Origin of the sequence: Enterobacter sp. BIDMC92 (assembly GCF_001030225.1) — a bacterium.
Taxonomy (GTDB): domain Bacteria; phylum Pseudomonadota; class Gammaproteobacteria; order Enterobacterales; family Enterobacteriaceae; genus Enterobacter; species Enterobacter sichuanensis.
Genome location: NZ_KQ087598.1, coordinates 1,588,846 through 1,614,432, shown reverse-complemented (window position 1 = coordinate 1,614,432; position 25,587 = coordinate 1,588,846). Strand labels below are relative to the sequence as shown.

The 25,587-nt window shown below is 55.2% G+C and carries 17 protein-coding genes; 7 read left to right on the top strand and 10 right to left on the bottom strand.

The genetic code is table 11. From position 1 onward, the window contains the following. Positions 1 to 92: 92 nt before the first annotated feature. The 4 genes from ycaO to pflA all read left to right on the top strand — a co-directional run bounded on the left by ycaO (position 93) and on the right by pflA (position 6,396). On the top strand, positions 93 to 1,853 hold the full coding sequence (gene ycaO, locus SP99_RS07345) for a 30S ribosomal protein S12 methylthiotransferase accessory factor YcaO (protein WP_162185033.1): 1,761 nt from the start codon (positions 93 to 95) through the stop codon (positions 1,851 to 1,853). A 406-nt stretch (positions 1,854 to 2,259) separates the two neighbouring features. Then, on the top strand, positions 2,260 to 3,117 hold the full coding sequence (gene focA, locus SP99_RS24555) for a formate transporter FocA (protein ID WP_008499974.1): 858 nt from the start codon (positions 2,260 to 2,262) through the stop codon (positions 3,115 to 3,117). 51 nt (positions 3,118 to 3,168) lie between these two features. After that, the gene (gene pflB / locus SP99_RS07335) at positions 3,169 to 5,451 is read left to right on the top strand and encodes a formate C-acetyltransferase (protein ID WP_045284490.1); all 2,283 of its coding nucleotides are present in this window, start codon (positions 3,169 to 3,171) and stop codon (positions 5,449 to 5,451) included. Between the two features lie 204 nt (positions 5,452 to 5,655). Further along, complete coding sequence (gene pflA / locus SP99_RS07330; protein WP_025756015.1) at positions 5,656 to 6,396, top strand: pyruvate formate lyase 1-activating protein; 741 nt, start codon at positions 5,656 to 5,658, stop codon at positions 6,394 to 6,396. A 35-nt stretch (positions 6,397 to 6,431) separates the two neighbouring features. Here pflA and SP99_RS07325 read toward each other — a convergent pair whose 3' ends face one another. The 10 genes from SP99_RS07325 to lrp form a co-directional block, all read right to left on the bottom strand. Then, positions 6,432 to 6,950, bottom strand: coding sequence for an anti-virulence regulator CigR family protein (locus SP99_RS07325; RefSeq protein WP_025756016.1), 519 nt, complete (start codon positions 6,948 to 6,950; stop codon positions 6,432 to 6,434). A gap of 123 nt (positions 6,951 to 7,073) precedes the next feature. Further along, the gene (locus SP99_RS07320) at positions 7,074 to 8,222 is read right to left on the bottom strand and encodes an MFS transporter (RefSeq protein WP_047958155.1); all 1,149 of its coding nucleotides are present in this window, start codon (positions 8,220 to 8,222) and stop codon (positions 7,074 to 7,076) included. Positions 8,223 to 8,497: 275 nt separating this feature from the next. Further along, the gene (locus SP99_RS07315) at positions 8,498 to 9,361 is read right to left on the bottom strand and encodes a dimethyl sulfoxide reductase anchor subunit family protein (RefSeq protein ID WP_047958154.1); all 864 of its coding nucleotides are present in this window, start codon (positions 9,359 to 9,361) and stop codon (positions 8,498 to 8,500) included. Between the two features lies 1 nt (position 9,362). Further along, positions 9,363 to 9,980 carry a DMSO/selenate family reductase complex B subunit gene (locus SP99_RS07310; RefSeq protein ID WP_025756019.1) on the bottom strand — a complete coding sequence of 206 codons (618 nt, stop codon included), beginning with the start codon at positions 9,978 to 9,980 and terminating at the stop codon, positions 9,363 to 9,365. 10 nt (positions 9,981 to 9,990) lie between these two features. Then, positions 9,991 to 12,435, bottom strand: coding sequence for a dimethylsulfoxide reductase subunit A (gene dmsA, locus SP99_RS07305; protein WP_047958153.1), 2,445 nt, complete (start codon positions 12,433 to 12,435; stop codon positions 9,991 to 9,993). Positions 12,436 to 12,646: 211 nt separating this feature from the next. After that, positions 12,647 to 13,939 (bottom strand): serine--tRNA ligase, encoded by a 1,293-nt coding sequence (gene serS / locus SP99_RS07300; RefSeq protein WP_025756021.1) that lies wholly within the window; start codon positions 13,937 to 13,939, stop codon positions 12,647 to 12,649. A 92-nt stretch (positions 13,940 to 14,031) separates the two neighbouring features. Continuing rightward, a complete protein-coding gene (rarA, locus tag SP99_RS07295) occupies positions 14,032 to 15,375 on the bottom strand; it encodes a replication-associated recombination protein RarA (RefSeq protein ID WP_025756022.1) in 1,344 nt (447 codons plus the stop codon). A gap of 9 nt (positions 15,376 to 15,384) precedes the next feature. Continuing rightward, complete coding sequence (gene lolA, locus SP99_RS07290) at positions 15,385 to 15,996, bottom strand: outer membrane lipoprotein periplasmic chaperone LolA (protein WP_047958152.1); 612 nt, start codon at positions 15,994 to 15,996, stop codon at positions 15,385 to 15,387. A 128-nt stretch (positions 15,997 to 16,124) separates the two neighbouring features. After that, a complete protein-coding gene (locus tag SP99_RS07285) occupies positions 16,125 to 19,814 on the bottom strand; it encodes a DNA translocase FtsK 4TM domain-containing protein (protein WP_047958151.1) in 3,690 nt (1,229 codons plus the stop codon). Between the two features lie 135 nt (positions 19,815 to 19,949). After that, entirely contained in the window at positions 19,950 to 20,444 is a 495-nt protein-coding gene (gene lrp, locus SP99_RS07280; protein WP_000228469.1) for a leucine-responsive transcriptional regulator Lrp, read from the bottom strand. Positions 20,445 to 20,988: 544 nt separating this feature from the next. Here lrp and trxB point away from each other — a divergent pair. The 3 genes from trxB to cydC all read left to right on the top strand — a co-directional run bounded on the left by trxB (position 20,989) and on the right by cydC (position 25,559). Beyond that, on the top strand, positions 20,989 to 21,957 hold the full coding sequence (gene trxB, locus SP99_RS07275; protein WP_025756025.1) for a thioredoxin-disulfide reductase: 969 nt from the start codon (positions 20,989 to 20,991) through the stop codon (positions 21,955 to 21,957). Positions 21,958 to 22,071: 114 nt separating this feature from the next. Continuing rightward, entirely contained in the window at positions 22,072 to 23,838 is a 1,767-nt protein-coding gene (gene cydD, locus SP99_RS07270) for a heme ABC transporter permease/ATP-binding protein CydD (RefSeq protein WP_047958150.1), read from the top strand. Next, positions 23,838 to 25,559: a heme ABC transporter ATP-binding protein/permease CydC gene (gene cydC, locus SP99_RS07265; RefSeq protein ID WP_047958149.1), complete on the top strand. Its 1,722-nt coding sequence runs from the start codon at positions 23,838 to 23,840 to the stop codon at positions 25,557 to 25,559. Before cydD ends, cydC begins: the two co-directional genes overlap by 1 nt. Positions 25,560 to 25,587: the final 28 nt, after the last annotated feature.

Below are 25,587 nucleotides of genomic sequence, written 5' to 3'. Positions count from 1 at the left end.
GCATAGCCCAGTCTTTTATTTTCGCCGGAGATAGCACCTGTCACGCAAAACCCGTATCATTGCGCGCTTTACGTACGATAAAAGTGAACGCCATGACTCAAACGTTTATCCCCGGCAAAGACGCCGCCCTGGAAGATTCCATCGCTCGCTTCCAGCAGAAACTGACCGACCTGGGTTTTAACATCGAAGAAGCCTCCTGGCTCAATCCGGTGCCGCATGTCTGGTCCGTACATATTCGCGATAAAGACTGTGCCCTGTGCTTTACCAACGGTAAAGGCGCGACAAAAAAAGCGGCACTGGCCTCTGCGCTGGGTGAGTATTTTGAGCGTCTGTCCACCAACTACTTCTTCGCCGATTTCTGGCTGGGTGAAACCATCGCTAACGGCCCATTCGTTCACTACCCGAATGAAAAATGGTTCCCGCTGACCGAAGATGACGAACTGCCGGAAGGTATCCTGGATACGCGTCTGCGCGCGTTTTACGATCCCGAAAACGAACTGACCGCCAGCATGCTGATCGATCTGCAGTCAGGAAACGAAGATCGCGGCATTTGCGCCCTGCCATTTACCCGTCAGTCGGATGAACAAACCGTCTATATCCCGATGAACATCGTCGGCAACCTGTACGTGTCTAACGGCATGTCCGCCGGTAACACCCGCAATGAAGCGCGCGTGCAGGGTCTGTCTGAAGTCTTCGAACGCCACATTAAAAACCGCATTATTGCCGAATCCATCAGCCTGCCTGAAATTCCGGCGGACGTGCTGGCGCGTTATCCGGGCGTGGTGGAATCCATCGCCAAACTGGAAGCCGAAGGTTTCCCAATCTTTGCGTATGACGGCTCGCTGGGCGGTAAATACCCGGTTATCTGCGTTGTGCTGTTTAACCCGACGAATGGCACCTGCTTCGCCTCCTTCGGCGCACATCCGGACTTCGGCGTAGCGCTGGAGCGTACCGTGACCGAACTGCTGCAGGGCCGTAGCCTGAAAGACCTCGACGTATTTACGCCGCCAACGTTCGACGATGAAGAAGTGGCTGAGCATACCAATCTGGAAACCCACTTCATCGACTCCAGCGGTTTGATCTCATGGGATCTGTTCAAACAGGATGCCGACTATCCTTTCGTGGACTGGAGCTTTGCCGGTACCACGGAAGAAGAGTTCGCCACGCTGATGGCCATCTTCAAATCTGAAGATAAAGAAGTCTACATTGCTGACTACGAGCACCTGGGCGTCTATGCGTGCCGTATTATTGTTCCTGGCATGTCCGACATCTACCCTGCTGAAGATCTGTGGCTGGCGAATAACAGCATGGGCGCACATCTGCGTGAAACTCTGCTGGCACTGCCGGGCAGCGAATGGGAAAAAGAGGATTATCTGAACCTGATCGCCCAGCTGGACGAGGAAGGCCACGATGACTTCACACGCGTACGCGAGCTGTTGGGCCTGGCGACCGGCAAAGATAACGGCTGGTATACCCTGCGCATCGGCGAGCTGAAAGCGATGCTGGCGCTGGCGGGCGGCGATCTGGATCAGGCCCTGGCCTGGACCGAGTGGACCATGGAGTTTAACCAGTCGGTCTTCTCTGCCGAGCGCACCAACTATTACCGCTGCCTGCAAACCCTCCTGCTTCTCGCGCAGGAAGAGGATCGTGAGCCGCTGCAGTATCTGAATGCTTTTGTGCGCATGTACGGTGCCGAGGCGGTAGAAGCGGCCAGCGCGGCGCTGAGCGGAGAAGAGCCGTTCTACGGTCTGCAGGCTGTTGACAGCGATCTGAAAGCCTTCCCGGCGCATCAGTCGCTGCTGAAGGCCTATGAGAAGCTGCAGAAAGCGAAAGCCGCTTACTGGTCAAAATAAGCGCACATAACATTACCAGCAGTAGGCGTATTCAATCAGCTGGGCTATATTACGGGGCAATTTCATTGCCCCTTTTTTTATTTTCTTCGGCAATGACTGTTGATTGTAATAATAAAGTTAATCATGGGTAAATATAATAATATCTACCCGGACTTTACTGTTACTTTTTATGGCTAATACTCCATATTAATTAACTGTTTCAGAGGTGGCCGAACGAAAAAATTCAACTCTTTTCACAACTTTTAAAATTTATTTTTATACGGATAATCAAATACTTACTCCGCATTTGGTGTAAAACCATACACACTGCGGGCCTATAAGCCAGGCGAGATATGATCTATATCAATTTCTCTTCTATAATGCTTTGTTAGTATCTCGTCGCCGACTTAATAAAGAGAGAGTTAGTGTGAAAGCTGACAACCCTTTTGATCTTTTACTCCCCGCTGCGATGGCAAAAGTCGCCGAAGAAGCGGGTGTCTATAAAGCAACGAAACACCCGATGAAGACGTTCTATCTGGCGATCACGGCTGGTGTGTTCATCTCTATCGCTTTCGTCTTCTACATCACCGCCACCACCGGTACTGCCGGAATGCCTTTTGGCATGGCCAAACTGATTGGCGGCATTTGCTTCTCACTGGGTCTGATTCTTTGCGTCATTTGCGGTGCCGATCTCTTCACCTCAACGGTGCTGATTGTCGTGGCAAAGGCCAGCGGAAGAATTACCTGGGGTCAGCTGGCACGTAACTGGCTTAACGTCTACGTGGGTAACCTGGTTGGCTGTCTGCTCTTTGTTTTGTTGATGTGGCTTTCTGGCGAGTACATGACCGCCAACGGCGGCTGGGGACTGAACGTCCTGCAAACCGCCGACCACAAAATGCACCACACATTTATTGAAGCCGTTGCTCTCGGCATCCTCGCGAACCTGATGGTCTGCCTGGCTGTATGGATGAGCTACTCCGGTCGTAGCCTGATGGACAAAGCCTTAATCATGGTTCTGCCGGTTGCGATGTTTGTTGCCAGCGGCTTTGAGCACAGTATCGCGAATATGTTCATGATCCCAATGGGCATTGTCATCCGCGACTTTGCAAGCCCGGAGTTCTGGACCGCAGTTGGTTCATCCCCGGAAAGTTTCTCTCACCTGACTATTATGAATTTCATTACTGATAACCTGATCCCTGTCACTATCGGGAACATTATCGGTGGGGGTCTGTTAGTTGGGTTGACATACTGGGTCATTTACCTGCGTGGCGACGATCATCATTGATGGTTTTCTCAGGCAGTAAATAAAAAATCCACTTAAGAAGGTAGGTGTTACATGTCCGAGCTTAATGAAAAGTTAGCCACAGCCTGGGAAGGTTTTGCGAAAGGTGACTGGCAGAATGAAGTCAACGTACGTGACTTCATTCAGAAAAACTATACCCCGTATGAAGGTGACGAATCCTTCCTGGCTGGCGCAACTGAAGCGACCACCAAGCTGTGGGACAGCGTAATGGAAGGCGTTAAACTGGAAAACCGCACTCACGCGCCAGTTGATTTTGACACCTCCGTGGCTTCCACCATCACTTCTCACGACGCTGGCTATATCAACAAAGCCCTTGAGAAAATCGTTGGTCTGCAGACTGAAGCACCACTGAAACGCGCAATCATCCCGTTCGGTGGTATTAAAATGGTTGAAGGTTCCTGCAAAGCGTATAACCGCGAGCTGGACCCAATGCTGAAAAAAATCTTCACCGAATACCGCAAAACCCATAACCAGGGCGTATTCGATGTTTACACCAAAGACATTCTGAACTGCCGTAAATCTGGCGTTCTGACTGGTCTGCCAGATGCCTATGGCCGTGGCCGTATCATCGGTGACTACCGTCGCGTTGCGCTGTACGGTATCGACTTCCTGATGAAAGACAAGTACGCGCAGTTTGTTTCCCTGCAGTCCGATCTGGAAAACGGCGTAAACCTGGAAGCGACTATCCGTCTGCGTGAAGAGATTGCTGAACAGCACCGCGCGCTGGGTCAGATCAAAGAAATGGCAGCGAAATACGGCTGCGATATCTCTGGTCCTGCAACCAACGCTCAGGAAGCTATCCAGTGGACCTACTTCGGCTACCTGGCCGCAGTTAAGTCTCAGAACGGTGCCGCAATGTCCTTCGGTCGCGTATCCACCTTCCTGGATGCCTACATCGAACGTGACCTGAAAGCTGGCAAAATTACCGAGCAAGACGCACAGGAAATGATTGACCACCTGGTCATGAAACTGCGTATGGTTCGCTTCCTGCGTACCCCTGAATACGATGAGCTGTTCTCCGGTGACCCAATCTGGGCAACTGAATCTATCGGTGGTATGGGCGTTGATGGCCGTACTCTGGTAACTAAAAACAGCTTCCGCTTCCTGAACACCCTGTACACCATGGGTCCTTCTCCGGAGCCGAACATCACCGTTCTGTGGTCTGAAAAACTGCCTCTGAACTTCAAGAAATTCGCCGCTAAAGTGTCCATCGACACCTCTTCTCTGCAGTACGAGAACGATGACCTGATGCGTCCGGACTTCAACAACGACGATTACGCTATCGCTTGCTGCGTAAGCCCAATGGTTGTTGGTAAACAAATGCAGTTCTTCGGTGCGCGTGCAAACCTGGCGAAAACCATGCTGTACGCTATCAACGGCGGCGTTGATGAAAAACTGAAAATGCAGGTGGGTCCTAAGTCTGAGCCGATCAAAGGCGATGTTCTGAACTTCGACGAAGTCATGGACCGCATGGATCACTTCATGGACTGGCTGGCTAAACAGTATGTCACTGCACTGAACGTTATCCACTACATGCACGACAAGTACAGCTACGAAGCATCTCTGATGGCGCTGCACGACCGTGACGTTATCCGCACCATGGCGTGTGGTATCGCAGGTCTGTCCGTTGCTGCTGACTCCCTGTCTGCAATCAAATATGCGAAAGTTAAACCAATTCGTGACGAAGATGGTCTGGCTATCGACTTCGAAATCGAAGGCGAATACCCGCAATTTGGTAACAACGACGCTCGCGTTGATGACATGGCGGTTGACCTGGTAGAACGTTTCATGAAGAAAATTCAGAAACTCACTACCTACCGTAACGCTATCCCGACTCAGTCTGTTCTGACCATCACCTCTAACGTTGTGTATGGTAAGAAAACCGGTAACACCCCAGACGGTCGTCGTGCTGGCGCGCCATTCGGCCCAGGTGCTAACCCAATGCACGGTCGTGACCAGAAAGGTGCTGTTGCCTCTCTGACATCCGTTGCGAAACTGCCGTTTGCTTACGCGAAAGATGGTATCTCCTATACCTTCTCTATCGTGCCAAACGCGCTGGGTAAAGACGACGAAGTGCGTAAAACGAACCTCGCGGGTCTGATGGATGGTTACTTCCACCACGAAGCGTCCATCGAAGGTGGTCAGCACCTGAACGTGAACGTAATGAACCGTGAAATGCTGCTCGACGCGATGGAACACCCTGAGAAATATCCTCAGCTGACCATCCGCGTATCTGGCTACGCAGTACGTTTTAACTCCCTGACCAAAGAACAGCAGCAGGACGTTATCACCCGTACTTTCACTCAGTCCATGTAAGTGGAAATGACTGAAATCACGCGTTAAAAAGCGTACAATAAAGGCTCCACGTCAGTGGGGCCTTTTTAGCACCCTCTCCACCTTAGTCTCTTTTGTCCGCTATCTATACTCTATGGATATCAGCCAAAACAGACTTCAACACAGCCGGTTTTGAGCTGTGCATACACAGGCCCCGGACGGGCCGATGCTGGAGATATCACCGCAATGTCAACTATTGGTCGCATTCACTCCTTTGAATCCTGTGGCACCGTCGATGGCCCGGGTATCCGCTTTATTACCTTTTTCCAGGGCTGCCTGATGCGCTGCCTGTACTGCCATAACCGCGACACCTGGGACACGCACGGCGGGAAAGAAGTGACCGTCGACGATCTGATGAAAGAGGTGGTGACCTACCGCCACTTTATGAACGCATCCGGCGGCGGTGTGACGGCGTCCGGTGGCGAGGCCATTCTTCAGGCCGAGTTTGTCCGCGACTGGTTCCGCGCCTGCCACAAAGAAGGTATTCATACCTGCCTCGACACGAACGGTTTTGTGCGCCGCTACGATCCCGTTATTGATGAATTGCTTGAAGTAACCGATCTGGTGATGCTCGATCTCAAACAGATGAACGACGAGATCCACCAGAATCTGGTTGGCGTGTCCAACCACCGTACGCTGGAGTTTGCTAAATATATCTCAGCGAAAGGCATTAAAACCTGGATCCGCTACGTGGTGGTTCCTGGCTGGTCAGATGACGACGATTCCGCGCACCGCCTGGGCGAATTTACCCGCGACATGGGCAACGTCGAGAAAATTGAGCTGCTGCCCTACCATGAGCTGGGTAAACATAAATGGGTAGCGATGGGCGAAGAATATAAGCTTGATGGCGTGAAGCCGCCGAAAAAAGAGACGATGGAGCGCGTGAAAGGTATTCTTGAACAGTACGGTCACAAAGTAATGTATTAAAGAAAAGGCCCGGTAAAAACCGGGCCTTATTTATTCTATTTGAACACACCGTTAATAATGGTCGTCACCACAGCCGTGCTGAGTGCAATTAAGACCAGATCGTCACCGACCACGCGCCATTCATAGCCAGGATAGGAAGGCAACTGGTCCAGCATAGAAGCCGGCACGGTTTTCTTCGCAATCCCCGGAGGCAGTGGTTTACCGCGTGCGAGGTTTTTCGCAATGCCCGGAGGCAGTGACTCATAGCCGGTTAAACCATAGTTCACTGCCAGATGACGGGCATGATCGAAGCTTACACGGGCGTCGACATCATCGCTGACGCTTTTATTTGATTTACCCGGGTTGTCTGTATTGTGTTTACTACCATGGGTACCGGAATTTCCGTTACCATGATTCCCGGAATTGCCGTGATTACCACCATTACCTTGTCCGCCACTGTTACCGTGACCACCACCGCCATTCCCGTTTCCAGGATTAGCCATGACCGGTGCTGTAGCAAACGTTAAAGACAACACTACTGCCAGTGCGGTAGTGGTTAAACGACGTGTAGCCATGATTGCTGCCTTTTAGTGATAGAACTCACCTGAATTATCGCCTGGCGCGATAAACAAACAATGCGTAAAAGTCTTAGATGTGATGGGGACAAAAAAGCCAGTCGATGACTGGCTTTAATTTAATCAGACATGCGCCACTGGCGTTGGATGTTCGCCCGCTTTGCGCAGCAGCATCAGGAGATAAATAAACGACACGCTGGCAATCATGATGAACAGCAAATTGTCGGAATAATTCTGCATCAGCATCGCGGTAAACGTCGGCCCTAACAAACTGCCGATGGTATAGCTCAGTAAAAGCGCCTGGTTCATGGCCACCAGCTGATGATGTTCCACTTTCTCACAGGCCCAGGCCATCGCGACCGGATAGAGCGTGAAACCGGCAGCCCCAAGAATAAACAGCGCCGGTGCCATCGCGGCGTTGCTGAGCATGGCGAGGCATCCCATAATCACCACGAAGACCTGAACGCGCAGCACCAGCAGGCGGCCAAAACGGTCCGCCAGACGGCCAATAGGCCACTGGCCGAGAATGCCCGCACTCACCATCACCGCCATCCAGAAGCCGATCCCGGAATCGCTGACGCCCTGATGGTTCAGATAGAGCGGCATCAGGCCATAGAGCGAGCCCAGTACAATCCCGGAAATAATGCAGCCGTTTACCCCCAGACGTGCCTGCCGGAGTCTCAGCATTGGCCAGACGTGGGTGGCTTCCTGATGTTCGCTGTTCTGGTTCACAATACGCGTGAAGAGCAGCGGCAGGATCGCGGCCAGCACCATACCCGTCACCCACGGCAGAACGCTCATCAGGTCGGTTGGCAGCTTGCTGACCATCAGCTGTCCCAGCACGGTCCCCACGTAGTACACCATCATATAGGCTGCCAGCAGGCGCCCGCGGTTGCGCGACGTGCCGCTGCACATTAACGCACTTTCAACGACCACCCAAATCATCGCGCAGCCTACGCCGGCGATAAAACGCCACACCATCCAGCTCCAGAAGCCGACCATCAGGCCCAGCCCCGCACACCCGGCAGCGAAAATCAGCGAGGCCAGGTAATAGCTGCGGTTAAATCCTAAGCGCTTAATGAGGCTCCCGGTCACCAGCGTGCCCAGCAGGTTTCCGGTAAAAAAGGACGAGCTGACCATACCCACCTGCCAGGTCGGTAAGTTTTCATGGGCGAGCCACAGCGGAACGAGCGTATTTAACACTGCGATCGCCAGGGTCAACAGCAGCAGGCCACAGAGCAACAGCAGCACTGGCCGGGTATAGGTGGTCATGGATTAAAAGCCGTGAGGAAGTTCAGATTTCGTGCGCATCATGCCACTGGCAAAAACAAAGTCAATCCACTGACTTAGCCGCCAGGCACAATATGTTCCCTGTCGATTTAAAAAACTTATCCTGCTAATGCCACGCCTGCTATAGATATTAATTATGTCTCTGTTTTTATTTATTAATGGCCTAAATTAAAACAAAACGACAGTCGAAAAATTTCATGATCGAAAAAAAGAAAAGCCGGGCGCTCTGACCCGGCTTTACAGAAGGGATGACCGTCTTAACTGGCGACAGCCATACCCACGGTCATATGCAATCCGTAGAATACCCCACGGCCAATCAGTTCGCCCGCCAGGATGAGTACAAAGGCCAGTGACAGCAGCGGCAGCGCGGGCTGATAACCTTTGAGCTGCGGTGCAATCCAGAATACCAATGCCGCGACCAGCAGAACGACACGCCAGGCCATTAGCGAGCCGTAATCCGGCACCAGGGCAGACGCCTGCTGAATCGAACTGTGAATGGTTGCCAGTTCAGCGCCCTGCATCAGGGCAACCATAGCACTCACGACCAGCGCCAGCAGCGAAACGGCAGGCAGCAAGCGCATAGCCCAACCGTCTACCCCCGCCACGCGCAGCAACAGATAGCCCAGCAGCGGTCCGCCGATAAACATGGTCAGGAAGAAGCTCATTGGCGTCCAGACGGTGTACCAGGTGGGAACCGTGTCGATGGTGTTATAGACGCGCACCATCATCCACACGAACACCACGCCCAGCACCATGGTCACGATCAGCCACAGGCTGCGTAGAGCCGCAGGCAGCTTCTTCATTGCGGCCAGCAGCCAGCCCAGCCCGCCAACGGCAAAGAAAATCGCCCCGCTGGCAATCTCATTACTGAGGGACGAGGCGCCCACACGGTTCAGAGAATTAAATGCGCGCATCGGCGAGCCCAGGTGCAGCGTAGAAGCAACGAAGCCAATCCCCATGAGCACCCACAGGCCAAACATGCTCAACACTAAACGCTGCTGCTGTTCGCCGCTGAGATTACCCTTCAGCAGCGCCAGCGCGAGCACAATGAAGCCACCAGCCACGCACTGACCAAAGACCGTGAAGATCATCAGCGGCCATTCATGCCATCCACTTCCCATCTCACACCTCCTTCGGATTTGCCAGGTAGCCGGTGGTATCACCTGTAGGACGGCTGTTGGCGTTAGGTTTAATCACAATACTCGGCTTAGTGAAGTGCGCAGACGGCAGGGGCGCCACTGCGGCAAGCTGACCGTGTTTTTGACGCAGCTCTTCAACTGGGCCGAAGTCCAGCGCGCGCAGCGGGCAGGATTCGACGCAAATCGGCTTTTTGCCCTCTGCGACGCGGGTGTGGCAGCCATCGCATTTGGTCATATGCCCTTTCGCGGCGTTGTACTGCGGTGCGCCGTAGGGGCAGGCCATATGGCAATAGCGACAGCCGATGCAAACATCTTCATCCACCACCACAAAACCGTCTTCGCGCTTATGCATCGCGCCGCTCGGGCAGACCTTGGTACAGGCGGGATCTTCACAGTGGTTACAGGCAATCGACAGGTAATAAGCGAACACGTTCTGATGCCAGACGCCGTTATCTTCCTGCCAGTCGCCCCCGGCGTATTCGTAGATGCGACGGAAGCTCACGTCCGGAGTCAGGTCTTTGTAATCTTTACAGGCCAGCTCGCAGGTTTTGCACCCGGTGCAACGGCTGGAATCAATAAAAAATCCATACTGGGTTGTCATCGGTTACTCCTTAAACCTTTTCAACCTGGACAAGGTTTGTGTGGGATGGGTTGCCTTTCGCCAGCGGCGACGGGCGCTGCGTGGTCAGTACGTTAATACTGCCAGCCTGATCGATGCCCTTAGCATCCGGGCTGTACCAGGCACCTTCCCCCAGCGCCACCACGCCGGGCATCATGCGTGGGGTCACTTTGGCTTCAATGTGGACCTCGCCGCGGCCGTTAAAGATCCGCACGCGATCGCCATTGCTGATACCGCGCGCTTTGGCATCCATCGGGTTGATCCACATCTCCTGTCGACAGGCCGCTTTCAGGACATCGACGTTACCGTAGGTGGAGTGAACACGCGCTTTGTAGTGGAAGCCGGTCAGTTGCAGCGGGAATTTCGCCGTCAGTGGATCGTTATAGTTTTCAAAACCCGGCGTGTAGATCGGCAGCGGATCGATAACGTCCCCTTCCGGCAGCTCCCAGGTAGAGGCGATTTTTGCCAGCTCTTCGGAGTAGATTTCGATTTTCCCCGACGGCGTGGTTAGCGGGTTCGCCTGCGGATCTTCACGGAACGCTTTGTACGCGACGTGATGCCCTTCAGGGTCACGCTGTTTGTACATACCCTGCTTGCGGAAGGTATCGAAGTCCGGCAGATCGGGGATCGCTTTACGGGAGAGCGCGTGAAGATGGCGCATCCACCCTTCCTGAGTCCGCCCCTCGGTAAACTGCTGCTCTACACCAAGCCGTTTCGCCAGTTCGGAGGTCATTTCATAGATGGTTTTGCACTCAAAGCGCGGCTTGATGGCCTGGTCGGTGAAGATCACATAGGACATGTTGCCGCAGGAGGCATCCAGCGCGAAATCCATCTGCTCAGAGGCGGTGCAGTCCGGCAGCAGAATATCGGCATATTTTGCCGAGGAGGTCATGTGGCAGTCGATCACCACAATCATCTCGCACTTCTTGTCGTCCTGCAGGATTTCATGGGTACGGTTGATTTCGGAGTGCTGGTTGATAAGACAGTTGCCGGCATAGTTCCAGATCATCTTAATCGGCACGTCCAGCTTGTCCTTGCCGCGAACACCGTCGCGCAGGGCGGTCATTTCCGGGCCACGTTCAATCGCATCGGTCCACATAAACATGGAGATGCTGGTCTTCACGGGGTTGTCCAGGGTCGGCATCCGTTCAAACGGCAGCGAGTACGAACCTTCACGCGCGCCGGTATTACCGCCGTGAATACCGACGTTGCCGGTCAGAATAGAGAGCATAGAGATAGCGCGGGTGGCAATTTCGCCGTTCGCATGGCGCTGCGGGCCCCAGCCCTGGCTGATGTAGGCAGGTTTGGCTGAGCCAATTTCACGTGCCAGCTGCACAATACGTTCCGCCGGAATACCTGTGATGGTAGAGGCCCACGCCGGCGTTTTCGCCACGCCGTCACTGCCCTGGCCGAGAATATACGCTTTGTAATGCCCGTTTGCTGGCGCACTGGCCGGCAGGGTTTTCTCGTCATAGCCGACGCAGTATTTATCCAGGAAAGGCTGATCGACGAGGTTTTCGGTGATCATCACCCAGGCCAGTGCGGAGACCAGCGCCGCATCGGTCCCCGGACGAATGGGGATCCATTCATCTTCGCGCCCTGCACCGGTGTCGGTATAGCGCGGATCGATGATGATCATGCGGGCATTGGATTTGGCGCGGGCCTGTTCCAGATAGTATGTCACCCCGCCGCCGCTCATACGCGTTTCACCCGGGTTGTTACCGAACAGCACGACCAGCTTACTGTTTTCGATATCCGACGGGCTGTTGCCGTCCGCCCAGCCACCATAGGTGTAGTTCAGGCCAGCGGCGATCTGCGCCGAGGAGTAATCACCGTAGTGATTGAGGTAACCGCCGCAGCAATTCATCAGGCGCGCTACCAGCGTTTTACCCGGTGGCCAGGAGCGGGTCAGCGTACCGCCGAGCGTTCCGGTGCCATAGTTCAGGTAGATGGATTCGTTGCCGTACTCTTTGATCAAACGCTGCATATTGCTGGCGATGATATCGTAGGCTTCATCCCAGCTAATCCGCTCGAACTTCCCTTCTCCACGCTTACCGACGCGTTTCATCGGGTATTTCAGACGGTCCGGGTTATACACGCGACGACGCATGGAGCGGCCACGCAGACAAGCCCGAACCTGATGTAATCCTTCATAGCTATCGTCGCCGGTATTATCGGTTTCGACATACTTAATTTCGCCGTCCACCACGTGCATACGCAGGGGACAACGGCTACCACAGTTGACGGTACAGGCACTCCACACCACTTTTTCCGGCGTCGTGGCTGGGGAGAGTGCCTCTGCCGCCGATGCCAGTCGGGTAAAAGGGAGCGTGAAGGCGCTGCTGGCTACAGCCAGACCGCCTATTGCCGTGGTTTTCATCAACCCACGGCGAGTGACCTCGGCAGCCATGAGTGCTTCAGGCGCGTTGATTTTCATAGAAACTCACTTTGGTTGCTCACAAAGAAAAGAGAGGCGGCGCGAACCGCAACATAGCTTTATAGATATCGAATTTCCGGGTATTCAGCTTTTTATGCTGACTTTCATTCGCAACAGTATTACTACTTTGGAGGGAGGGGGTATTGCGTCGTATCAATTCACAGACATAAAAAAAGCGCCCGCAGGCGCTTTTTTGTTTTGAGGCAAATCATTAGCCGATGTACTGCAGGCCTTTCATGTATGGACGCAGCACTTCAGGGATCTCGATGCGACCATCTGCCTGCTGGTAGTTTTCCATCACGGCAACCAGCGTACGGCCAACCGCCAGACCAGAACCGTTCAGGGTGTGCACCAGACGGGTTTTCTTGTCAGATTTGCTGCGGCAGCGTGCCTGCATACGGCGCGCCTGGAAATCCCAGACGTTAGAGCAGGAAGAGATTTCACGGTAGGTGTTCTGCGCAGGCACCCACACTTCAAGGTCGAAGGTTTTGCGGGCGCCAAATCCCATATCACCGGTGCACAGGGCCATACGACGGTACGGCAGACCCAGCAGCTCCAGCACCTTCTCTGCATGACCGGTCATCTCTTCCAGCGCATCCATAGAATCTTCAGGACGGACGATCTGTACCATCTCAACTTTATCAAACTGGTGCATACGGATCAGACCGCGCGTGTCGCGACCGTAAGAGCCTGCTTCAGAACGGAAGCACGGAGAGTGCGCCGTCAGTTTGATCGGCAGATCGTCTTCATCGATGATCTCATCACGCACGAGGTTGGTCAGCGGCACTTCCGCCGTTGGGATCAGCGCGTAGTTGCTGCTGTCCGCTTCCTCGTCCAGCGGACGGGTGTGGAACAGATCGCCGGCAAATTTCGGCAACTGACCGGTGCCGTACAGGGTATCGTGGTTAACCAGATACGGAACATAAGTTTCACTGTAACCGTGCTGCTCGGTATGCAGATCCAGCATGAACTGCGCCAGAGCGCGGTGCAGATGAGCAATCTGGCCTTTCATCACCACAAAGCGAGAACCGGTCAGCTTAACTGCTGCTGCAAAGTCCAGGCCTGTGTGCATTTCGCCCAGCGTCACGTGATCGCGCACCTCGAAGTCAAACTCACGAGGCGTACCCCAGCGTTTCACTTCAACGTTGTCGTTTTCATCTTTACCGACAGGGACGCTGTCGTCAGGAATATTCGGGATAGCCAGGGCAATATCACGAATTTCGGCCTGAAGAACATCCAGTTCGGCTTTCGCCTGATCCAGTTCTTCACCCAGTTTGTTCACTTCCAGGCGTAATGGCTCAATATCTTCCCCGCGCGCTTTCGCCTGGCCAATGGATTTCGATCGAGAATTACGCTCTGCCTGCAGATTTTCAGTTTGTACCTGCAGAACTTTACGACGCTCTTCAAGAGCGCGCAGCTTATCTACATCCAGCTTAAAGCCCCGGCGTGCCAGTTTTTCAGCGACTGCGTCTGGCTCATTACGCAGCAGATTGGGATCGAGCATGCTTATCCTGTGCTTATCGAATTAAAATAGGAAAAAGTGACCACAGCCTGCGATCACAGGGATACAACGCCAACATTACCGCAACGACTGCACTAACGGTAGCGTTTTATAGGGCTATTTTGATCCTGTCCGGCGAGCCAGGCGAGCTTTTCGCCAATCTTGCCTTCAAGACCTCTGTTTGTGGGGTGATAATAGCGGGTTTGTGCCATCTCCTGCGGGAAATATTCCTCACCGGCCGCGTAGGCATTGGGTTCGTCATGGGCGTAACGATACTCCTGCCCATACCCCATCTCTTTCATCAGTTTCGTTGGCGCATTACGCAGGTGAACCGGCACATCGTAGTCCGGGCGTTCACGCGCATCAGACATCGCCGCTTTAAACGCGGTATAAACGGCATTGCTTTTCGGCGCACAGGCCAGATAGACAATCGCCTGGGCAATTGCACGTTCGCCTTCCGCCGGACCCACGCGGGTGAAACAATCCCACGCCGACAGCGCGACCTGCATGGCACGAGGATCGGCATTGCCGACATCTTCTGAGGCGATCGCCAGGCAGCGGCGCGCAACGTACAGCGGATCGCCACCGGCAGTAATAATGCGCGCGTACCAGTACAGTGCCGCATCTGGCGCGCTGCCGCGCACGGATTTATGCAGGGCAGAAATGAGATCGTAAAATCGATCGCCTTTATTATCGAAACGCGCGCTGCGCTCCCCGGCTATTTCGGTGAGCAGTTCCGGCTTCAGCACTCGTTTGCCAGCATCGTCGACTTCGGCCATGTCGGCCATCATCTCCAGCGTGTTCAGCGCCCGACGCGCATCACCGTTCACCAGCTCCGCAATCGCACGACGCGTGTCGTCAGGCAGAACGATATCCTGCCCGCCGTAGCCGCGCGCTTTATCGTCCATCGCCTGGGTGAGAACCTTTTCGATATCCTCGACGGTCAGCGATTTGAGCAAGTAAACGCGCGCACGAGACAACAGCGCCGAGTTCAGTTCAAACGAGGGATTTTCGGTAGTCGCCCCGATGAAGAAGATCGTGCCGTCTTCAATGTGCGGCAGAAAGGCATCCTGCTGGCTTTTGTTGAAGCGGTGAACTTCGTCCACGAAGAGGATAGTCCTGCGCCCGGCATTGCGGTTCTGCCGCGCGCGCTCGATCGCTTCGCGGATCTCTTTCACGCCGGACGTAACTGCAGAGATGCGTTCAACGTCCGCGTTCGCATAGCGGGCGATCACTTCGGCAAGCGTGGTTTTGCCCGTGCCGGGTGGACCCCAGAGGATCATCGAGTGAAGATGCCCGGCCTCAATGGCGCGCGGCAATGGCTTACCGGCAGCCAGCAGGTGTTGCTGGCCGATATACTGCGCTAAATTTTCTGGCCGCATACGAGCGGCCAGAGGTTGAAACGCGTTGTCTGAAAAATCGAGCGACAGATTGCTCACTCACGCCTCTTACTTACGTTGGTCATCCACCGTTACGCCCTGCGGCGGGGTAAAGGTGAATTTCGATGCATCTACAGCGCCATTCTGCTGAGACTTAAGCTGATAGCTGCTGCGCTGATCGTCCTGCTCAACGGCGCCAAACTGATTAATGGTACCGTTGGGGCTTACGTTAATGGTGAACTGCTTCAGGTTGCCGTTACTGCCTTTTGGCGTCAGGACAAACTCGTCCCCCGTCTGCTTAATATTGTACTGCTGCCAGTCGCTGGCCTGGTTGCGGGCAATCAGCATAAATGGCGTATTGCTGGTGGCATCTTTCAGCCAGGTCGCCGTTGCCTGCTCAACGAACGGGTTGAAGAACCATAGCGTTTTACCGTCAGACACCAGGATGCTTTCATCCGGCTGGGTCATGTGCCAGTTAAACAGATTCGGGCGTTTTACCCACAAATCTCCCTGACCTTCCTGCACCGCGTTGCCGCTGCCGTCAGTCACTTTTTGCGTGAAGCTGGCGTGGAAGCTGCTTACTTTATCCAGTCGGCTTTTAAGGTCGCTGGCTGCATCAGCCCAGACGCTGCTGGCAACAAAACTGGTGAATAATGCACAGGCGATGGCGATTTTTTTCATTGTTATTCCTTAAAATACGTCTTCCCGATATGGGGTTTCCGTCTTCTATTCTGGACCTGCCCGCAGGCAGGCGACAGAAGAAAATGCTTAATTTTGGTTGATTTACCCTTCTTTGCAATTGCCGAAGGTTAATCAAACGGCGGCGGTGCCAGCACCTCGCGGTTACCGTTGTGCCCCTGCTCGCTGACAATACCCTGCGCTTCCATCTGTTCGATGATACGCGCCGCGCGGTTATAGCCGATGCGGAACTGACGCTGTACGCCAGAGATGGAGGCCTTGCGTTTTTCGGTCACGAAGTTCACCGCCTGATCGAATAATGGATCCAGCTCTTCGCCGCCGTCGAAGCCGCCGCCGCCGCCTTCGCTTTCCGTGTCGCTGGTAATGCCATCAACGTATTGCGGACGACCACGCGCTTTCCAGTCCTGCACTACCGCGTGCACTTCCTGGTCGCGAACGAATGCGCCATGAACACGCACCGGAGAGGTGGAATTCGGGCCGGAATAGAGCATGTCCCCCATCCCCAGCAGCGACTCTGCACCGCCCTGATCAAGGATGGTACGTGAGTCAATTTTACTGGATACGGTAAAGGCGATACGCGTCGGGATGTTCGCTTTAATCAGACCGGTGATAACGTCCACGGATGGACGCTGGGTCGCCAGCACAAGGTGAATACCGGCGGCGCGCGCTTTCTGCGCCAGGCGGGCAATCAGCTCTTCCACTTTTTTACCGACGGTCATCATCAGGTCGGCGAATTCATCTACCAGCACCACGATATAAGGCAGTTTTTCCAGCACCGGATGCTGTGCATCCATGCTGTCTCCCGGTTTCCAGTACGGATCAGGGATCGGACGGCCCATACGCGCCGCCTCGGCGATTTTCTCGTTATAACCGGCCAGGTTACGCACGCCCAGTGCCGACATCAGCTTGTAGCGACGCTCCATCTCGTTCACGCTCCAGCGCAGGGCGTTGGCCGCGTCTTTCATGTCGGTAACTACTTCCGTCAGCAGGTGCGGGATGCCTTCATAGACGGACAGTTCGAGCATTTTCGGGTCGATCATGATGAAACGCACATCTTCCGGCTGCGCTTTATAGAGCATGCTGAGGATCATGGCGTTCACACCGACGGACTTACCGGAACCGGTCGTACCGGCCACCAGCAGGTGAGGCATCTTCGCGAGGTCTGCCACCACTGGATCGCCCGCAATATCTTTACCCAGCACCACCGTTAACGGGGAAGGGTTATCGCGGAACTTGGTGTTATCCAGCACTTCACGCAGGTAGACGGTCTGGCGTTTCTTGTTCGGCAGTTCAAGGCCAACGTACGGTTTGCCCGGTATGACCTCCACCACACGCACCGCCACGGTCGATAGAGAACGCGCCAGGTCACGGGAGAGGTTAGAAATACGCGCGGCTTTTACGCCTGGCGCCAGATTCAGTTCGAAACGGGTGATGACCGGCCCCGGGGAGTAGTTCACCACGTCCGCTTTAATGCGGAAATCAGCCAGACGCGCTTCGACCAGACGCGCCATCTGCTCCAGCGCGAAGGTATCAACCGGTTCAACTTCCGCTGGCGGCGGCGTTAACAGATCCAGCGACGGCAGTGGCGTGCTTGGACGCTGCAGCGGACGGCTGTCACCGTTACGCATCAGCAGCGGGTGAATCAGGCTCTCCTGCGGCTGTGGCGCAGGCTGCTGGAACTGCGGCGGCTGTTGTGGCTGCTGCGGTTGCGCGTAAGCCTGCGGCGCCGGCTGCTGCGGTTGCGGTGCGTATGACGGCTGTGCGGGTTGCTGGCGCACAGGCTCCGCTTCCGGCATCACGCTCGGGGTAAATAAAGGCTCGCTCGGGCCATCATCCACCAGATCTTTCATCGGCGAGAATTCAAAATCCGACAGGGAGAACGGATTTGCGCCAGCCGGTTGTTCGCCGGAATAGCGCTGCTGCTGGGTAGCGGCAAACTGGCGCGCCAGTTCGGCTTCCGCCGCGTCATCGTCGTCCAGCGCAGGCTCATCGTGCTGATATTCCTCACCGTAGCGTTGATTCTGCTGCGCGGCGAACTGGCGAGCCAGCTCAGCCTGCTGCACGTCATCGGCATCATCCTCGTACTCAGACTCGCGGGCTTTTTCTTCGGCCATCCGCTGGGAAGGCAGCTTGATACCGTAAGAGGCAAGCTCACGACGGGTTGGCACGCGGACGCGGTTAGGGCGAGGCAATTGAGGACCAATCCCCTCTTTCACCTGAGGACGTGGCGCTCCCCCTGTTGCCAGGCTAAAGACAGGTGCAGCCACGGCCGCCGCCGCGGTGGCCTGCTTCACGCTTTCCGCTACAGGGGCAACCGAAGGTGTTGGATCAACCTGAGGAGCCGAAACAGCAGCTGCTTTCGTAACAGGTTCCTGCACCGGTTCAGGCACTGGCTGATACCAGGCCGCCAGCTGTTCGCGTTCACGCGCACGGCGCTCTTCGACTTCTTCAAAATAGTACAGTGGCGGACGCACTGGCTTCACCTCTTCCACGATTTCGGGCTCAGGTTCCGGTGCGACATAAGGCTGGACGGGTTCAACCGGTTCAGGCACATACTCCTGATACGGTTGAGTCACAGACTGTTCATAGTGTGGGTTGTGTTGTGGTTCATACGCAGGCTGCGGCGGCTGATAAGGCTGCTGCCACTGTTCCTGCTGAACGGGAATATAGCTTTCTGGTTCAGGCGCAATAACCGGCTCCGGGGTATGAACACCCGGCGCAGTCTGCCAGTCTACCTGAGGCTGCTGAATAACGGATTCCGGCGGTGAAACCGGCGCAGATGGCATCACGGCGTCAACGGGGGCGGCATAGGCCTGAGCAGCGGTCGTCGCGGCGGCGGCGGCGGCAACCGGCTCGGTGACCGAATGACCGTTTAACAGCGGATCGTATTCGTCAAAATCGCCAGGGGTGGCACGGTTGCCGGAGAAGAGCACATCGTCAGGATCGACCTGATTTCCCGCAGCGCGATAGACCACCTGCTCGTCTTCATCCATGCGTTTACCAGAGAAGAGCGCCGCATCAGTTTTACGGCCCAACGGGTTGGCAAATTTCTCTGCAACACGTTGGCGACGCGCCAGCGCGCCACGCAGAATTCGAGCACGACGAGACTCTCGACGCTGTACAGGCGCGTCATCTTCCTCTTCATCTTCGTACTCATCTTCATCAACCCACGTATCGTCACGACGGGTACGGTTGCTGGCGAAGGTCAGAATAGTGAGGATAAAACTGCCAATTTTCTCGGCAATGCTCACCCAGGACCAGCCGGTGAATAACGTCAGCCCCGCCGCCCAGATGCACAGCAACGCAAGGGTGCCGCCGCTGCTGTGAAGCATCGGTTGCAGCGCAGAACTCAACAGGCTGCCAATCACGCCGCCCGAAGCGAAGTACCAGATATCATCCGCATTAATGGCCGCCAGCCCGCATGAGGTGAGGATCAGCGCCAGTGCGCCAATCAGGCGCAGCGAAACGGCGAAATAATCGATGTAATCATCGTTTTGACGATGTCGCCACGCAAACCAGCACCCGCCGATAATAATGACGGGAAGGGTGTAAGCCATCACACCGAAAATGAAAAAGAGCGTGTCCGCAAGCCAGGCACCGGGTACGCCGCCTAAATTATGAATAGGCTCATGCCATGCAGTTTGTGACCAGCTGGGATCTGAGGGGTTGAAACTGAGTAAGGCTGCCATCAGCCAGACGGCAAAAAGGGCAATAACAATCAGCAAAGCCTCGAGGAGACGACGTCCGCTGCTTAGCTTCGATAGTGTGACTTCTTTGTCTTCAGTGTATTCCTGGCTCAAGAAAGGCTCTCCAGGTATCAGGCATATCCTGCCTGTTTGCTAAAACGGACAACAGCGCCGGGACTCCCCGGCACTGTTGCTGTATGGATTAACAGGAGTGTAATCAAACTACGCTGATTTTGCACCTGTTCCGTGTTAGCGAGTCTTAATAACCAGACGATTGCTCTGTTTGACCTCTTCCATCACCACATAGGTACGGGTGTCGTTCACGCCTGGCAGACGCAGCAGGGTTTCCCCCAGCAGCTTACGGTAGGCGGACATATCAGGCACACGGGTTTTCAACAGGTAGTCGAAATCACCGGACACCAGATGACACTCTTGAATTTCTTCAAGTTTTTGTACAGCGGCGTTAAATTGCTCAAACACATCCGGCGCACCACGATTCAGAGTAATCTCAACAAATACCAGAAGTGAGGCATCCAGATAATGCGGGTTCAGCAGAGCTGTATAGCCCTGAATAAAACCCTGTCTTTCCAGTCGGCGCACACGCTCAAGGCATGGCGTCGGGGAAAGTCCCACACGTTTTGAAAGCTCGACGTTGGAAATACGCCCATCCTTTTGCAATTCATTAAGAATGTTACGATCGATACGGTCGAGATCTTTGCCAGGGCGCTTCTTGCTATCTACCATTATTATTGTCTCTCTGTATTCCTTCCCTACTCCTGCCTGGACCCTGTGCACATCACTGTTCAGAGCCTGTACCCGTTAGTCATCACATCGCCTGATTTTGTATTAGACGCGATGCGGATTCGGGTTCTGTTGGTAAGAAGACCGTTGCCCGAAGGCTGTCACCGACATCACGTATGGCGTCTGTCCACGCCATGCGTAGATTTCACTGACCCGGTAAAAATGGCATTTACGTGCATGCCTATGCGGCATACGGTTAACGCGGTTTTTTTTCTTCCTTGAATGTTTTCGCAAAAGCGCAGGGGATTGTCAAAGCAAAACATCGTTTTTTAGTACAACATGCCGGATATTCATTACGGCAGGGTATTAATCCTCATTTTATTGCCTTATAAACAACCGGTTTTCAGGAGAAAGCTTGATGTTATCGCGCGCCATTCATCGTCCGTGACTATTACACAGATTGATATCAAAATTGCTGCGCTCTTTTTTTACGACAACAAATTCCCTACAATCCAGCCAAATGTCTGCCAACAACAATGGGGATCTCATGGGCACGGCCAAACACAGTAAGCTGCTAATCCTTGGTTCTGGACCTGCGGGATATACCGCGGCGGTCTATGCTGCACGCGCTAACCTGCAACCGGTATTAATCACCGGCATGGAAAAAGGCGGTCAGCTGACCACCACCACCGAAGTGGAAAACTGGCCAGGCGACCCGAACGACCTGACCGGGCCGCTACTGATGGAACGTATGCACGAGCATGCTGCCAAATTCGAAACCGAAATTCTGTTCGACCATATTAACAAGGTCGATCTGCAGAACCGTCCGTTCCGCCTGACGGGTGACAGCGGCGAATACACCTGTGACGCGCTGATCATCGCCACCGGTGCTTCTGCCCGTTACCTGGGTCTGCCATCAGAAGAAGCATTTAAAGGCCGCGGCGTCTCTGCCTGCGCAACCTGTGACGGTTTCTTCTACCGCAATCAGAAAGTTGCGGTCATCGGCGGCGGCAACACTGCCGTGGAAGAAGCGCTGTACCTGGCGAACATTGCCTCAGAAGTGCACCTGATCCACCGCCGCGATACATTCCGCGCGGAGAAGATCCTGATCAAACGTCTGATGGATAAAGTGGCAAGCGGCAACATCGTGCTGCACACCAACCGCACGCTGGAAGAGGTCACGGGCGATCAGATGGGCGTTGCCGGTCTGCGTATTCGTGATACCCAGAACAGCGATAACGTCGAAACGCTGGACGTGGCGGGCCTGTTTGTTGCTATCGGTCACAGCCCGAACACGGCAATCTTCGAAGGGCAACTGGAGCTGGAAAACGGCTACATTAAAGTGCAGTCAGGCATTCACGGTAACGCGACGCAGACCAGCATCCCGGGCGTGTTTGCGGCGGGCGATGTCATGGACCATATTTACCGTCAGGCAATTACCTCTGCGGGTACCGGGTGTATGGCCGCGCTGGATGCTGAACGCTACCTCGATGGACTGGCGGAACAAGGTAAATAATCTTTACAAGTCAGTAACAAACGTAAATAAAGGCGGCGATAAGTCGCCTTTATTGTCTCCCCGTTGTAACATTGCGCTGCCCAATTTCTAATAACGTCACCTGCAAAGTACGCAATGGAAAAAAACCGTCAACAAGAGTTAACACGCTGGCTGAAACAGCAAAGCGTTATTTCCCGCCGCTGGCTTACCATTTCCCGTCTGCTGGGATTTGTTAGCGGTCTGTTGATTGTTGCCCAGGCATGGCTGCTGGCCCGCATTCTCAATCACATGATCATGGAGAACATTCCCCGCGAGGCGCTCCTGCTGCCCTTTATTGTCCTGATCCTGGTTTTTATCCTGCGCGCCTGGGTGGTCTGGCTGCGTGAACGCGTCGGTTTTCATGCCGGACAGCATATCCGCTACGAGATCCGTCGTCAGGTGCTCGACAGGCTTCAGGAAGCCGGCCCGGCGTGGATTCAGGGAAAACCAGCCGGAAGCTGGGCGACGCTGATCCTTGAGCAGATTGACGATATGCACGACTATTACGCGCGCTATTTGCCGCAAATGGCGCTTGCCGTCTTCGTTCCGCTGTTGATTGTGATCGCCATCTTCCCGGTTAACTGGATGGCAGCACTGATTCTGCTGGGCACCGCCCCGCTGATCCCCCTGTTTATGGCGCTGGTTGGGATGGGAGCGGCGGATGCCAACCGCCGTAACTTCCTGGCATTGGGTCGCTTAAGCGGCCATTTCCTTGACCGTCTGCGCGGCATGGAGACGTTACGCATTTTTGGCCGCGGTGAAGCGGAAACCGACAATATTCGTCTGGCATCGCAGGATTTCCGCCAGCGCACCATGGAAGTGTTACGCCTCGCCTTCTTATCCTCAGGCGTGCTGGAATTCTTTACTTCGCTGTCGATCGCCCTTGTGGCCGTCTACTTCGGCTTCTCCTATCTCGGTGCGCTGGATTTCGGCCATTACGGCACGGCAGTGACCCTTTCTGCCGGTTTCCTGGCGCTGATCCTGGCCCCGGAATTTTTTCAGCCCCTTCGCGATTTGGGGACCTTCTATCACGCTAAAGCCCAGGCGGTTGGCGCGGCCGACAGCCTGAAAACGTTCCTGGAAACACCGCTGGCACACCCGGAGCGGGGTGACGTGATGCTAAATGCCAAAGAACCCGTGACCGTCGAGGCCCAGGATTTTTGCATCCTCTCACCGGAAGGTAAGGTGCTGGCAGGCCCGCTGAACTTTACCCTGCCGGCCGGACAGCGCGTGGTGCTCGTCGGCACCAGCGGTTCCGGGAAAAGTTCGTTACTGAATGCGCTATCCGGTTTTATGGCCTACACCGGTTCGCTGCAAATAAACAAAACCGAGTTGCGTAAACTCGACCCTGACGCCTGGCGTAAACAGCTCAGTTGGGTAGGACAAAACCCGCAGCTTCCGGCCTCCACGCTACGTGAAAATGTGCTTCTGGCGCGTCCGGATGCGCGTGAAGATGAACTGCAATCGGTGCTCGACCGCGCCTGGGTCAGCGAGTTTCTGCCGCTGCTCCCGCAAGGGGTGGACACCGTCGTCGGTGACCAGTCCGCCGGGCTGTCTGTTGGCCAGGCGCAGCGTGTAGCCGTTGCCCGCGCGCTGCTTAACCCATGTCAGCTGATGCTGCTGGATGAGCCTGCAGCCAGCCTGGATGCCCACAGTGAGCAGCGCGTGATGGAAGCGCTTAACGCCGCCTCACGCCAGCAAACGACCCTGATGGTCACCCACCAGCTGGAAGGTCTTGCCGACTGGGACCAGATCTGGGCCATGGAAAATGGCCGTCTTGTTGAGCAAGGCGATTACGCCTCTCTTGTTGCCGCGCAGGGGCCGTTTGCCGCCCTGCTGGCGAACCGTCAGGAGGACATCTGATGCGTGCTCTGCTGCCTTATCTTGCGCTCTATAAACGCCACAAATGGATGCTGACGCTGGGGATCGTGCTGGCGATAGTGACTCTGCTCGCCAGCATTGGTCTGCTCACGCTTTCCGGCTGGTTCCTGTCGGCCTCTGCCGTCGCGGGCGTTGCCGGGTTGTACAGCTTTAACTATATGCTCCCGGCGGCCGGCGTTCGCGGTACCGCCATCACCCGTACTGCCGGACGCTATTTTGAGCGGCTGGTCAGCCACGATGCCACTTTCCGCGTGCTGCAGCACCTGCGCATCTACACCTTCAGTAAACTGCTGCCCCTCTCCCCTGCCGGGCTGGCGCGTTTTCGTCAGGGTGAGTTACTTAACCGTGTCGTTGCCGATGTCGACACGCTGGATCACCTTTATCTGCGCGTGATCTCCCCGATTACAGGCGCGTTTGTGGTGATTGTGGTAGTGACGCTGGGATTGTCTTTTCTGGATGTTCCCGTTGCGCTCACGCTGGGCGGGATCATGCTGTTGACGCTTATTATCCTGCCGCCGCTCTTTTACCGCGCCGGGAAATCCACCGGGGAAAACCTGACGCGTCTGCGCGGAGATTACCGCCAGCAGTTGACCTCCTGGCTTCAGGGCCAGGCAGAATTGACCATTTTCGGTGCCAGCAAGCGCTATCGCGCGCGTATGGAAAGTACGGAGCTGAACTGGCATGAAGCTCAGCGCCGACAGTCGGAACTGACTGCTTTTTCCCAGGCACTGATGACACTCATTGGCGGCATCGCGGTGATTGCCATGCTGTGGCTGGCGTCCGGGAGTGTCGGGGGAAATACACAGCCAGGTCCCCTGATCGCCCTCTTCGTTTTTTGTGCGCTGGCCGCGTTTGAAGCGCTGGCACCCGTTACGGGCGCCTTCCAGCATCTGGGGCAGGTCATCGCCTCTGCCCTGCGCATCACCCAGATTGCCGAACAGGAACCTGAAGTAACATTCAGTGCCGGACAGACCGCGGTACCCGCGCAGGTTGCGCTGGCGCTGGATGATGTCACCTTCGCCTACGACAAACAGGCGCAAAACGCGCTGGAAAGCATCAACCTGTCTGTTAACGCCGGAGAGCGGATTGCGATCCTCGGCCGTACCGGGTGCGGTAAATCGACGTTGCTGCAGCTGCTGACCCGCGCCTGGGATCCGCAGCGCGGCCAGATCCGTTTTAACAATACGTTGCTGACAGATTTCAGCGAGCAGGCCCTGCGTCAAACCGTCAGCGTCGTTCCACAGCGCGTACACCTGTTTAGCGCCACCCTGCGTGATAACCTGCTGCTGGCCGCACCGCACGCGTCGGATGACGCTCTTCGCGCCATGCTGGAGCAGGTCGGTCTGCATAAGCTGCTTGAGGACGAGGGATTAAACAGCTGGCTGGGCGAAGGTGGCCGTCAACTCTCCGGCGGTGAGCTGCGCAGACTGGCGATTGCGCGCGCGCTGCTGCACGATGCCCCGCTGATGTTGCTCGACGAACCCACCGAAGGGCTGGACGCGACAACTGAGAGCCAAATCCTTGATCTGCTTGCGAATGTCATGCGCGGGAAAACCGTGCTGATGGTCACGCACCGCCTGCGCGGTCTGGCGAGTTTTGATCGGATAATTGTGATGGACAACGGACAGATTATTGAGCAAGGTAGTCACGCAGAGCTGTTGACGAAACAGGGTCGCTACTACCAGTTTAAACAGCGTCTGTAGACTATATTTGTAGCGTCCTCACTCGCGT